This window comes from uncultured Fibrella sp., from assembly GCF_964250085.1.
In the GTDB taxonomy this organism is placed as follows: Bacteria; Bacteroidota; Bacteroidia; order Cytophagales; family Spirosomataceae; genus Fibrella.
In genome coordinates, this window is record NZ_CAXUEC010000003.1 from 231,758 (window position 1) to 245,233 (window position 13,476).

Sequence of the window (13,476 nt, forward strand, 5' to 3'; positions counted from 1 at the left end):
GCCACTTTACCTACGGGCACTCACGGTTTCTTGAGGAGATTCCGGTTGCATCGCCATCCGTACAGCCGTTGACTTTATTCGGGCCACACGGACCCCCGACAGTCGTTTGTTGGCCAGCAGATACTCGGCGAGTGGCTGTGGCGTGAGCACCACTTTCTTATAGTCCGATGAGGCGTGGAGCAAATGGAGCCGTCCATTTCGCCAGGTAGCATACCCAACATGGCGCATGTCTAAACCGGGTCTGGCGGCGGTGAGCATCACGATATCTCCTTCGCGAAACTTACTTTCCAGCGACTTGAACAGCTTTGTTGGAATGAAGTAAAACGGCTGTTGACTAATGTCTGACTGCACCTGAACCATCTGCTTATACACCGCAGGGTCGGCCAGATGCGGGTATTTGTGAACGGCGGCAGTCATGTAATTAACCGCTTTCTGCACCTGTATACCACCAATGTCGTGTGTTACATCCTGCAACAGCCCCTTACGCTCGTTGTCGCGCAGCCAGTCGGAGAGGTAATGCAGGCGACTGGCGTAGCCATCGATCTGGCCGTTTCGATAACGTAATTTCGTCAGGTATCGGCAGAAGGTGGTTTCCAACTGAGCGGGCGTGTATTTGGCGGGCAATTCCTGCTCGGCCAGGGCGAGGGCCAGGGTGGTCTCGATAAACGTCGAACAATCGAACTCATGGAGGTTTACCACCAGTTGCTCGTGTTCATTACCTTCGAGCGTATGGTACACATACGGTTTTCCGAGCAACGTGCCGGCTGTTTGCACGGCCGTTTCGGCAACCGTCCGTCCCGGTACAATGGTAATCTGACGTAACTCGTCGGCGGTCTGGGCCAATGCCAGCAGGGGTGAGGCCAATAGTCCTAGCCAGAGTAGTCGGAATTTCATGTACGTTAGACGTGCTTCTTCCAGGAAGTATCGCGTTTACAGGGTGTTGAGTGCAAAAATTCTGACGCTGACTGGTGGCATACTGATCGGAAAACCCGTTGTGCCATTGCCCGTTATCACCTCATTTGTCAGCAACTGATCGGTCAAACGAAGGTCGCCTTCTACCGATAACTGCATCAGTGACAGGGCATGTTCTGGTATGTTAAGCGTCGTCGAAAGCGTCGTCGACTGATCAAAGTTACATACGATTAGTAACTTTTGGCTGTCTGTATAACGCAGATAGCTGTAAACCTGATGTTGATCATATCCTGCGGTAAACTGGTTGGCCCACTGAAGATCGTAAAACGCACCCTCACGAACGGCCGCCGATCCGTTTACGAACGTACCCAGCTTTTTGTAGAAAGCCCGCAGGTGCTGTTGGTCTTCGGTAAGGCCCGCACCATCATACGTATGGCCGTTCAGGTAGCCCTGCCAGTCGGTCAATCCCCAATAATCAAAGATGGTCGTTCGACCGTCGTGCCCGCTAAATCCTTCGGTATCTTCGCCGCGGACGCCTACTTCCTGTCCGAAATAGAGCAGGTAGGGCCCGGTGTGCATCGTTGCGGTAATAACCATTGCCGGTATTGCCCGGGTTGGCTCGGTGGCGAAAAAGGAAGACGCAATCCGCTGCTCGTCATGCGTTTCCAGGAAACGGAGCATGTGCTCCGAAAAATCGCCCGACTCCTGCTGCCATACCCGCGTGAGGTCGTAACAACTGCCATGCCCTTCGATGAGCCGCCGCAACGAGTCATACAGGCCAACTTTATCGTACAGGTAATCGAAGCCACCCTCGAAGATAAACGACCGGTAGAGTCCCGGATCATAAATTTCGGCAATGAAAATGTGGGCTGGGTACGTTGCCCGCACCTGCCTTGTAACCCATTTCCAGAACGGCACCGGTACCAGATGGGCCATGTCGCAACGGAAACCATCAACGCCTTTTTCGGCCCAAAAGAGCATGATATCCAGCAACTTATGCCAGGTGTCGGGCACGGGATCGGTATGTAGCGATCCATCGAAGACGTTGTAGCCGTAATTGAGCTTGATCGTTTCGTACCAGTCGTTGATATGCGGCGCTTCATTGATCGACCCCGACCCGGTCACTTTGGCGGGCGATTCATGAATGGGCGTGGCCGAGTTCATGAGCGGCGGGTCCGCGTCAATGCTGCCGGGTACAAACGGAGCCACAAACGTGGTGTCGGGCAGGTAATAGAAGTTATTTCTCGTTGAAAAGGCCTGCCTGACATCGTCGTCTTCGCCCAGGTCGATGACACCGGCTGGCTTGGCATCGGAGCCGTACTGACGGGCAACATGGTTGGGCACAATGTCGATGATAACCTTCAGGCCGTGGGCGTGGGTACGTGCCACCAACGCCTCAAACTCCGCCATCCGGTCCGGCACCGACTGGGCAAAATCAGGCACCACGTCGTAATAATCCTTGATGGCGTAGGGCGAGCCGGCCCGCCCTTTCACCACAGCGGGGTCATCGGCCCTGATGCCCTGCGCCGAATAATCGGTCATGCTGGCGTGTTCGGGCACGCCCGTGTACCAGACATGCGTGGCGCCAAGTGTTTTTATACTGTCGAGGGCTGCGTTGTTAATATCGGCGAATGTACCTGAGCCATTGTCTGCCAGTGTTCCCCACGGGCGATTTGTTGTATTCGTATTGCCAAACAGCCGGGGTAGCAGTTGGTAAATGATAAATTTGTCGGAAGCCATACCGCAAAAGTAGGCCCTACAGTTGACGATGCCTTACAAACTATTTAGGCTAACGGCGTAAAGTACTCTGATCGGGTAGCAGGTCGATCTATTAAAAGGCCATTGACTAATTTTAGTTTGCCGCCGAACGATTGGTATTCTTTAAGGTCTTTATTTAACCATAAATAAAGACAACGCTCTATTAATCAACAACGTAAGTGGTCATGCTGTTATCTTCGGTACTATATAGAAGCTTTTCGCTTTCAGTAATGGTAGTTGGCTTGTTAAGTGCCTGTCAAACAGAGCAGGCACCGCCTGTTTCTCAGCAACCCTTGCTGACTAAGGAGATTACAACCCGATACATTGCCGGTCAAAAGCCCATCCTTGCTTCGTCCCATGCGCCGCTTATAGTGGATGGTATTCCTTATTATTATGTTTCTCAGTTTGAACAAGCCTATCAGTATGACACGCAAAGCCGACTTATACTTGTGAAACAAACGAATTTGGATGATCCTGATGGTCCCTATCAGGGCAATGAATCAAACTGGTATCACTACGTGGGCAACACAGTGATTCAAAAGCGGTCCATAGTATCGGGAGATAATGGTGATACACTGACACTTAACAGATTGGGCTATGCTATTCCTACTCATAGCGTAAGGATTATGACCACCTACACCTATGATGAAAATGGGTATCTACTGCGCCGACAGTCACCTTATGAGATCACTCTACGAACAGTTGATAACGAGAATGTGATCAAACAGGTGGTTCAATCTGGTGCTACTATGTCGAGTACTGAAACTACCGACTATGTGTATGATGTCACCCGGCCAGCTTTACCAGACCCGCTGGCCTTATTCAGAGAAGGGAAGGGGAGCCGGAATCTATTAACTTCTGTAAATACTCAAACGCTTTCTGTCTGGTCTTTTCCCCCTTATACCAGTTACAGTACGGTTAAAACCCGTTACGCCTACGAGTTTGATGACCAAAATCGGGTAAAACAACAAACAATCTTTGAAACAGACGGAGTTGGGAATAACAGCAATACCCTACTCGTAAAAAACTTTATCTATTCAAATTAGCCCCTGCTCAAGACTAACATAATAGCTACCTGTACGTACGACTACAACAAGGAGAATGCGTTAGATACGGAATAATAAATAGTTTCAGAAGATACGAAACGCGGCAAATTAGGGGCATCGCCTGTTGCACGTGATGGTTCACATGCAACAGGCGATGCCCCTAATTTGCCTGATGTAAAAATGCTTTTTGTTCCTCAGCCTATTACCAAAGCGCGCACCAGGCTTGGTCATAAGCAGTGCCTAGGTGCGCCGCCGACTGTTACTAACTCTAATACCGAATCTCCCAAAACGGATTCTGATGCTCCTTCATCTGCTCGGCGATGTATGTTTTGAGCAGGCTTTCGTACGCTTTTTCGTCAACCTTTTTGGGCTTTTTGATCTTGGGCACTTTCATATCAGCGGCGACCGGTTTGAAGGTGATACTGGCCGTTTCAATGATGACATCGCCATTGTTGATGTCTAACTCCAGAATGAGTCCCGGCAAGCCGCAGATCCGTTCGGGACCGGCCGAAACGGGAATGTCCTGCGCAAACCAGGCCGTAAGTGCCTGCTCTTTAACGGGATCAGTCATTGTGGCGTTAATACACATATGCCCGGCAATTTCCCGAACCTGATTGCCGATTTTCCAGGAAGGAAGGCGCAGTGAATCCTCTACGACATAGACTTTACCCAGCATTTCTTCCGTGTCGATCTGGCGCTCTTTCTCGAAATCGCGGAAAAAGGCCAGTTCTTTGTTACGCCAGGTATATCGTCCGTCTTCCGTTGAACCCGATTCGCTTTCGTAGGTGTAGAGGCTGGTTGTGGGCGTAAACGCGAGTTTCATCTTCTCTTTGCTGCCTTCCTCATTTTTCCAGGTATTGGCCGCCCGGTCTTTCTGCTCCTGACTCAGGTACGTCATTCGGGCAATGATTTTTGGCCAGAAAGTCCGGCGGGTATAAATCACCACGCCCTCACTCTGATTGGTTTGCGCCTGAGCGATCAGGGTTGTCAGCAGGAGAAGGGCAGCGAAAATGGGGGTAAGATGCTTTTTCATAGCGTGTTTCGGTTCTGGTAGCGCCGAAGCTCCAGCTTCAGCAGGTAGTCTGGTCATATATGCCGGTGTAGGCTCTACCGAAGCTGGAGCTTCGGCGCTACAGGGTTAATCCCAACCGTTTTCTTTACGTACGCTGGCTTTCAAACCGCGCATGTTGTAGGTCATACTGAACATGAAATAACGGGCCAGCGTACGGGTTGTCGACGACGAAACCGAGTTTTGACCAGCATACTGGCTCACGTTGATGTTCCGGTTTAGCATGTCATAAGCCGAGAGACGAACTTCCATTTTCTTGGCCTTTCCAATCAGCCGGTAAATAGCGGAATTCCAGATCGGAACGCCCTGGTTAAAGCCAAAACGCTCATTTCGGTAAAGCTGGTAATTAAATGAACTGCTCACATAAATATCGCCCGGTAGTTTCACATTCGCATCGGCACTGTAGCTGTTGTTGATCGTCTGGGCATTTTGTGCCGTATTGATCGAGTAGCGGGCGTTGCCGATACTCATGGCCGCGCTTCCGTAGAATGTTATCCAGTCAGCGGGCGTCAGGCTCAGCCGTGTATTTACACTGTAATTCGTTGTATTGGTCTGGTTATCAACGCCGTTGATAGGCGTAATTAACTGGCCAATGTTTAGATCACCACCGACATCAAGGGTTGCCTTCGTCTTCTTCAAAGGGAAACTGACGTAGTTATAATAACCGATGTTGTAGCCGCCCGTGATGTTCTGCGGCTTGGTACTGGTAATGAGCGTGCGCGGGTCGATGGTTTGGGCGTATACGATCTGGTTTACGTTGTAGCCGTAATTGAAGCCACCATAAAAGTTTGTGAACGAGCCGGGGTTAAAGTAGTTGAAACCCAGGTTGGCCCGGTGCGTGAGAGCGGGCAACAAGTCTGGATTACCCTGCGTAATAAACAGCGGATTACTGTTGTCGATGATCGGTTGTAGCTGCCGCGAGGTGGGCATCTGCACACTCAGGTTATAGCCTCCGTACAGGTATTTGTTATTTTTAAGGTCGAAGTTGACCGACATGTTCGGCACGAACGTGGTGAAGGTGCGGTCGATCCGGCCCAGGATTGGCAGGGTTTGATCAGATGCATACTGGCCATTCAGCTTGAATTGCTGCACGGCACCGCCTACGCCTACGTTCAGCCCTTTATTGGTGTACCGGAAACTGGTACCCAGGCGGTTGTACAGGTACGTATTGGTATAGTACCGGCTCAGCGAATCGTTGCGGGTAGGTACGTCCGTCTGCGTATTCAGTACATTCCGGTCAACTTCGTCGTAGCGCAGGCTGAAGTTATAGAACGATTCCCAGAAGAATTTCTTCGACAGCGGCTCCACATACAGCAAACTGGCTTTGTACTGCGAAACGTTGCTGTTGGTACTTTGTAACTGGCTGATAATGCGAAGCTGATCGTTGATGTTAGTTGCCTCGAAGAACTGGTTACGGGCTTCCAGATCCAGGGTAGCGTCGCTGGCCGTTAGCTGATACCCAACGCTGGCGGCAAAGCTGCGCCCTTTCTTCATGAACTTATGCTTGTAAATCAGCGAGTTATTCGTACCAAACGAGTTTCCGTTGCTCGTATTGTTCGTTAGATTCGAAGTGGTTGGCGTGGCAGACGTATTCAGAATGCGGCGAATGTCGCGGTTGCTCAATAGCAGGGCATTACTCGTGTTGTACCGGCTGTTATTGACGAACACCAGTGAATTAAGTGTATCGAGTTCTTTTTCCAGTCGGAAGCTAACGCGGTGACTGCTGTTCCGATTGGTCTGATTCGTACTGGTCGTGGTATTCAGGTCGCCGGTTGGAATAAAGTTAGTCACTTCGCTCTGTGTTTCCGAGCGGAGTTTCGTCTGGCTGAAGTAGTAGCTGCTGCTGATCTTCGTTTTCTTGGTGTCGTAGTTGTAGTTGGCTCCGCCCGCTACATTGTCTGACAGGCCATTGCCCCGGCTACCGCCGCTAATAGGGATCGACAGGCTTTCATCGTCGCCCCCGAAAATGATGTAGTTCCCGCCGCTGCTGAAACCGAAATCGGCATTGTCATTCCAGTTAAACGAATTACTGCCCCTAAAGTCCTGATAATCAGCCCAGGATAGGCCAGTCTGGTTGGTATTGTTGGCCAGACCAATCAAGGAAAGCTGCTGTTTCTTGTCGAACTTATTATAGCTGCCACGTACTTCGGCTCGGGCTGGCAGGTTGCTGGCCGGTCCGGCACCGCCGGTAATTTTGCCAAAACCGCCTTTTTTGAACTCTTCTTTTAACTCCAGGTTCATGGTTTTCTCCTTCGTCCCGTCGTCAACGCCCGTCAGTTTGGCCTTTTCGGTCTGGTCGCTGAATACCTGTACTTTCGAGATGGCCTCGGCCTGTAAGTTTTTGGTAGCCGTCTTCGGGTCATCGCTGAAAAACTGCTTGCCATCCACCGTTACTCGCTTCACTTCCTGGCCCTGCGCCCTGATGTTACCTTCCCGGTCGACAATGACACCGGGTAATTTGCGCAGTAGATCCTCGACCGACGATCCGGGTGGTACTTTAAACGCCCGGGTGTCATATTCGACCGTATCGCCCCGGATGGTGAGTGGGGCGCGGGCCGCTTTGACCACCACTTCATACAATTCTTTGGCGATCGGTTTGAGCTTGATGGTGCCGAGATCAACGGTTGGTTCAGCGTCCAGATTGATCGTCTGGTTAAGGGGCATCATGCCCACGTACGTTATTTTTAGAATGTACGTACCCCGACGAACGCCCTTCAGAGAGAATTTACCCGACTCGTCGGTACGTCCGTAATTGGTGAGAACTGAATCTTTTGCCGTCTGGAGCATGACCGTGACGCCGTTCAGTTTGGCACCGAGCGTATCGGTAACGGTGGCCTGAAGCGCAAAGCGGGAGGGGGGAGTCTGGGCAACTGCCGAGGCTGACAGCAGGCACCAGAAAAGAAGCAGAAGTAATCGGTTTTTCATACGCAGGAGAGTGATAGCGATTCAATACGGACAAATGTAGGCACGTAGCCAGTTGAACGACACTGGTTAAGAAAAATTAACTATAAATTTAGTTGAACGGTAATTCTGAACCACGAGTGGTCTGGGAGTAGATGCATTACCCATCGAGATTGCATAAGGGCAACGTCAACATTAACTTGTACGGAATGGGACGCAAGTAGCGGTTAAACGTGTATGCACATGTCAAAAAAGAGTAAAATATTGTAAGCAACATGTAAAAGTTGAGAGACAGGTCTGCGTTGCCTCGACTGACATTCACCGTTCCATGTCTGCGGGTACATCTCGAGTATTCATTGCCTTTCCAGTGGTGTAAGGATTCATTAAAAGTTACATTCGTTGCACTGAACAGGCACAAAAAAACCGGAAGAGGTGTAGCCCTTCCGGTTTGGTAAACGTGTATAGTTTTAATGCCGGTATAATCTCAGCGCTGCCTTTCTGGGCGTTTTCTGCCAAATCAATTAAGCGGTAGGAAAGCCTGCTGCTTATGCTTCCAACTGGCTTCGCTGGCGGCTCTTATAGCCTTGCTCCGGCGTATAACCCATCGATTTTTTGCTGTAATAACCAGTTCCATCATATGCTCGAAGCAACGGGTCATGCTTGCAGTTGTCAGTACACGTACCTGCATGAGTGTCGCCGCACGCTTCGCAGAGCGGAACGTGGTTGTTGCAGGCCGGACTGGCGCAGTTGATCATCCGGCTGGTGGTGGTGCCGCAGCGGTAACAGGTCGAGATGATAGTTGGGTTAACGTGATTCACGTCAACGGCAAGCCGATTATCAAACACGTAGCACTGGCCATCGAACCCATCTCCCTCAGCTTCCAGACCGTACTTGATAATGCCACCGTGGAGCTGGTACACGTTCTCGAAACCCTGTGACAGGAGATAAGCCGATGCCTTTTCGCATTTGATCCCGCCCGTACAGTACGTAATGATCTTTTTGTCTTTGAGATGCGCAATTTCGCTCACATGGTCAGGCAGTTCGCGCAGGTTCTCCATATCGAAGGTTATCGCCCCGCTAAACTTGCCGACGCTATGCTCGTAGTTCGACCGCATATCAACGAGCACCACATCAGGATCATCTTTCATCGCCTTGAATTCGGCCGGTTCCAGATGAATGCCTGTTTGCTTTAACGGGTCGACGGGCAGGTCGGAATGGACAATTTCGGGCTTTACCCGGACATGGAGCTTCTGGAAAGCGTGCTCGTCATGCGCTTCGACTTTAAACTCAATGCCTGAAAAACGTGGGTCCGACCGAACGGCGGCCATGTAAGCATCACAATCGGCAGGCAGACCCGAAACGGTGCCATTCAGCCCTTCAGGAGCCACGATAATCCGGCCCAGCAAATTCAGATCAAGACACAGCCGGTGCTGTTCTTCCCGAAGCTGCTCAGGGTCAGCAATTGGCGTATAGAAGTAATAAAGAAGTACGCGGTATGGTTTCATAGCATCTGCTGGGCAACTGTTAAGCCCGATCAGCCTGCAAATTTACGAAAAAACGGGCGTTTTCGGGATTCGTTGCCAGCGCGGCTACCGCACCAATAACAATCACGGCGGGGTTGTCGATGCCTGACTTCGCTACATCGTCTACAATGCTACCAATCGTGCCTGCCACTACCCGCTGTTGCGTCGTGGTGCCGTTCTGAATAATGGCGATGGGGGTTTCGCTCTTTCCTACACCACTGAAGAGGTTCGCAATTTCGGATAGTTTGTGCATACCCATCAACACAACCACCGTGGCCGATGACTGCGCAGCCAACTGAAGATCTTTCGACAGCTTACCGGCCTTGGTTGTGCCCGTAACCACCCAGAAACTTTCAGACAGCCCACGCGACGTAAGGGGAACACCCGCCGCCGCCGGCACCGCGTAACTACTCGAAATGCCGGGAATAACCTCGACCGACAGACCATGCTGACGGGCATAGTCGAGCTCTTCGTGACCCCGTCCAAACACAAACGGATCGCCCCCTTTCAGCCGAACCACATGCCCGTAATGCTGCGCGTAATGGACAATCAGCGGGTTTATATCTTCCTGCATGCACGAGTAGGCCCCGCGCCGTTTGCCCACATACACTTTCAGCGCATCGGGGCGGCAGTAATCAAGCAGTTCTTCGGCAACGAGGGCGTCATACATCACCACGTCGGCCGATTTCAATGCCTTTATTCCTTTTACTGTAATCAGGTCAGGGTCGCCAGGACCCGCGCCAATGAGGGTTACCTTCATGATACAATGTGCGAGTTACGATGTACGCTGCTTACGTAAACCTGTGATGAAACAGCAGCGCAAAGCGTACATCATAACCCGTAATTCAGTTTAGCTGTCCTGTGCCTGAACGAGTTCTTTCAATTCGGGCATGCCTTCCAACTGGATTTGCCGGGTGCGATAAGCCCGCACGGCCGCTAGAAACTGAGTGGCTTCGCTGATGAACGTACCTGCGAACGCTTCCGTTGGTTCGTTTCTGTTGATACTGAAGACCAGTGATTTAAACGCCGATTCGTCGGTGTGAAAACCGGCGGCCCCTGCAAACTCACGGTCGAAATCGGATACGATGCCATGCTGTGTATTCGTAGGGACGTCACGGCTCATCAGGGCGGCTTTTGCACCGGTGACGAACACGTTGTAGGCGTGGTAGATAGCATCGGCCCACCGGCCGTCTTCCTGCGCTTCTGTTGCCCAGCCAAGCTTGTCGGTGGCTTCATCAAGCGTGGTTGCCACGAGGTCAAGCATCACCCCGGCGCACTCGCCAACCCCTACTTCGGTGGCGTATTGCTCGGTATGATCCCAGTCTACATAATCGCTGTCCTGCACTGTTTTCAGGTCGGCGAGTGGTTTCAACAGCGTGTAGAAATAGTTTTTCCCCTGCCGACCGTAGTAGTTGTTGTAATACTCGCCGTCGAAGGCGTTGGCTTCGTAGTCGTTGAACAGCGTACGCAACGCCGCAGGACCACGTTTGGTCGGCAATTTGATGACTTTATCACCCATTTGCCCAACGCCTTCGGCATTGAAACCGCCCCCCAGTAGCACCTGTAGGGCTGGTAACACATACGCGCCGTTTTTGATCGACGAGCCGTGAAAACCAATGTTCGCCACCGAATGCTGACCACAGCCATTCATACAGCCGCTGATTTTGATCTTGATATCGGTGTTGTAAACGATGTCGGGAAACTCGTCCTTCATCATCTCTTCCAGCGCACGGGTGATGCCGTAACTGCTGGTAATGGCCAGGTTACAGGTATCCGTTCCGGGGCAGGTAGTAATATCGGCCGTGGTGTCGAAACCCGGTTCGGCGAGGCCCAGGGCATCGAGAGCCTGGTGCAGCGCTACTAAGTTTTCGGGCCGAACGTACCTGAGCAGGTAGCCCTGATTTACCGTCACCCGAATGTCGTCACCCGCGTATTGCTTCACGACTTGTGCCAGCGCCCGTGCCGTATCCGACGACATGTCGCCCAGTAATACCCGCAATTGCACTGCGTACCAGCCCGCCTGTTTCTGCTCAAAAACATTGGTGGTAAACCAGGTGTTGAACGCAGTATCTTCGCTACCTGGCTGATAGCCTGATGCCTCGGGCCGAGGCTCTTCCGAGACAACGGTAAATGGTAAACTGCCAACGGCTAACTCTTTTGTCCGGAGAGCCGTCCATTCGAGCTGAACCCGGTTCAGAAATTCGTCCAGCCCAATATCGTTGAGCAGGTATTTCATCCGGGCTTTGTGCCGTTTGGTGCGTTCACCATACCGGTCGAATACGCGGATAACCGCCTCTATGAATGGGATGATCTGATCTTCCCCGATGAATTCGGTTGCTGTCTGAGCGGCAAATGGCTGAGCGCCAAGTCCACCCGCCAACAACACTTTAAAGCCCCGTTTGCCGTTTTGAACACGCGGAATCAGGCCAATGTCGTGCATGTAGCCATAAGCCGAATCCCGTTCCGACGACGATAAGGCAATCTTGAACTTACGACCCATATCCTGGCAAATCGGATTACGCAGGAAGTAGGCGTAAATAGCGTGAGCGTAAGGCGACACATCGAATGGTTCTTCCGGGTCGATACCGGCCCGCGCCGAGCCGGTCACGTTCCGAACGGTATTGCCGCAAGCTTCTTTCAGGGTGATGCCAACGTCTTCGAGTTCAGCCCAAAGCTGCGGTGAATCGGCCAGTTTAACAAAGTGAAGCTGAATGTCCTGACGGGTGGTGGCGTGAAGATTTCCAGTGGCGTACCGGTCCGACACATCGGCGATACGAACAAGCTGATCGGCCGTAATGCGTCCGTAGGGAAGCTTGATGCGGATCATCTGAACACCGGCCTGACGCTGCCCGTAAACGCCCCGTGCGAGACGGAATTTACGGAACTGCTCGTCGGTCATCTGCCCATTGGTGAAGGCATCGACTTTTTGCTTGAGGTCGTTGATGTCGCGTTGAGCCGCCCGGCTTACGGTGGGAGAAAAGGTAATAGACATATTTACTATTACTCTATAGAGTTTATATACTGACTAATTAAAACAAAGGCCGGAGGTGGAGTCCGGCTTAGTCGTGCTGAAGTGTACGTACCCAGTAAATTTGAAAGCCACTAAAATCGTTCCGAAACGGTCGATTTTAGTGGCTCTCAGTCAGTTCAGAACGCCTTATTTTGCTTTAGTCGCGGCTAATTCCTGGCCCTGCGCCGCCAGCGTCAATCCCGTAATAGCTTTTGTGGCGGCATCTCGCTGGAAGGTGATCATCGACCCATACGAACTGGTCGACTTAAACTGATCAGCCTTGTCCTGTTTCACCAGCTTGTAGGCTTCTCCCATGCCCGCATCGCCATACAGATCGCCGTCTTTCACGGTGATCGTATACGTACTCAGCGGACTGCCGCCAGCAAACGTATACGTACCTGCATACGCACGCAGGGCGTCGGCCGAAGGGGCAGATGACTGGCTGGTCGTTGTGGTGGCAGGGGCTGTGGTTTGGGCCGCAGCTACCACGGTGATACCTAGAAATAGGCTGAGGGTCAATAGAATGCGCTTGTTCATGGATGCAGGGGTTTGGTATACGTTGAATCAGGAGCAAGTTCGTAAAAAAAGCCGGGTAATTGGCAACATCTGGGTTCCATCGCCTTTAACCGGCTTTTTTGAACACAGGGTAAGGTTGGTTGTTCTAGTGACATACTCGACTATGTGATCCATTATGCAAACGACTCTGTCACCACCTTCGCCCGATGTGCAGGACTCAGCCACCCTATCAACGCCCGGAACCGTTCGGCTTACCGTCAATGGGGTAGCCAGAACGCTACAGATTGCTCCCTGGACATCGCTTCTGGACGCCCTGCGTGAATACATGAACCTTACCGGCACTAAAAAAGGCTGTGATCATGGCCAGTGTGGTGCCTGCACGGTCCTTGTCAATGGCAAACGAATCAACTCGTGCCTCACGCTGGCCGTGATGCATGACGACCATGAGATCACGACCATCGAAGGACTGGCCACGCCCGGCCATGCAGGGGCAGCGCCTCAACTGCATCCGCTCCAGACTGCCTTTGTCGATCACGACGCCTTCCAGTGCGGCTATTGCACCCCCGGCCAGATTTGTTCGGCGGTGGGCCTGCTAAACGAAGGGCAGGCGAAAACCGAGGCCGACGTGCGCGAACTGATGAGCGGCAATATCTGCCGGTGTGGTGCTTACCCACACATCATCGACGCGGTGATGGAGGTCATGACTAGTCGAACAGCGCCTAACGCCTAACTCTGCCAACG

Annotated in this window: 10 protein-coding genes; 2 read left to right on the forward strand and 8 right to left on the reverse strand. The window is 51.9% G+C overall.

Annotated features, from left to right (window positions below; translation table 11 throughout):
• Positions 1–6: 6 nt before the first annotated feature.
• Positions 7–894 (reverse strand): N-acetylmuramoyl-L-alanine amidase-like domain-containing protein, encoded by an 888-nt coding sequence (locus ACFE8Q_RS10445; RefSeq protein WP_375445333.1) that lies wholly within the window; start codon positions 892–894, stop codon positions 7–9.
• Positions 895–930: 36 nt separating this feature from the next.
• Positions 931–2,652 carry an alpha-amylase family protein gene (locus ACFE8Q_RS10450; RefSeq protein WP_375445334.1) on the reverse strand — a complete coding sequence of 574 codons (1,722 nt, stop codon included), beginning with the start codon at positions 2,650–2,652 and terminating at the stop codon, positions 931–933.
• 203 nt (positions 2,653–2,855) lie between these two features.
• Here ACFE8Q_RS10450 and ACFE8Q_RS10455 point away from each other — a divergent pair, with 203 nt between their 5' ends.
• Entirely contained in the window at positions 2,856–3,716 is an 861-nt protein-coding gene (locus ACFE8Q_RS10455) for a hypothetical protein (RefSeq protein WP_375445335.1), read from the forward strand.
• A gap of 268 nt (positions 3,717–3,984) precedes the next feature.
• Here ACFE8Q_RS10455 and ACFE8Q_RS10460 read toward each other — a convergent pair whose 3' ends face one another.
• From ACFE8Q_RS10460 to ACFE8Q_RS10485, 6 genes are all read right to left on the reverse strand, one after another.
• On the reverse strand, positions 3,985–4,749 hold the full coding sequence (locus ACFE8Q_RS10460) for a GLPGLI family protein (protein ID WP_375445336.1): 765 nt from the start codon (positions 4,747–4,749) through the stop codon (positions 3,985–3,987).
• A gap of 105 nt (positions 4,750–4,854) precedes the next feature.
• Positions 4,855–7,710, reverse strand: coding sequence for an outer membrane beta-barrel protein (locus tag ACFE8Q_RS10465; protein ID WP_375445337.1), 2,856 nt, complete (start codon positions 7,708–7,710; stop codon positions 4,855–4,857).
• 521 nt (positions 7,711–8,231) lie between these two features.
• On the reverse strand, positions 8,232–9,191 hold the full coding sequence (locus ACFE8Q_RS10470; RefSeq protein WP_375445338.1) for a rhodanese-related sulfurtransferase: 960 nt from the start codon (positions 9,189–9,191) through the stop codon (positions 8,232–8,234).
• Positions 9,192–9,210: 19 nt separating this feature from the next.
• Complete coding sequence (gene cobA / locus ACFE8Q_RS10475) at positions 9,211–9,969, reverse strand: uroporphyrinogen-III C-methyltransferase (protein WP_375445339.1); 759 nt, start codon at positions 9,967–9,969, stop codon at positions 9,211–9,213.
• Between the two features lie 90 nt (positions 9,970–10,059).
• Positions 10,060–12,201 carry a nitrite reductase gene (locus ACFE8Q_RS10480; RefSeq protein WP_375445340.1) on the reverse strand — a complete coding sequence of 714 codons (2,142 nt, stop codon included), beginning with the start codon at positions 12,199–12,201 and terminating at the stop codon, positions 10,060–10,062.
• A gap of 165 nt (positions 12,202–12,366) precedes the next feature.
• Complete coding sequence (locus ACFE8Q_RS10485) at positions 12,367–12,756, reverse strand: DUF3471 domain-containing protein (RefSeq protein WP_375445341.1); 390 nt, start codon at positions 12,754–12,756, stop codon at positions 12,367–12,369.
• A 154-nt stretch (positions 12,757–12,910) separates the two neighbouring features.
• On the opposite strand from ACFE8Q_RS10485, the gene ACFE8Q_RS10490 reads away from it, so the two are divergent.
• Entirely contained in the window at positions 12,911–13,465 is a 555-nt protein-coding gene (locus tag ACFE8Q_RS10490; protein ID WP_375445342.1) for a (2Fe-2S)-binding protein, read from the forward strand.
• Positions 13,466–13,476 lie beyond the last annotated feature (11 nt).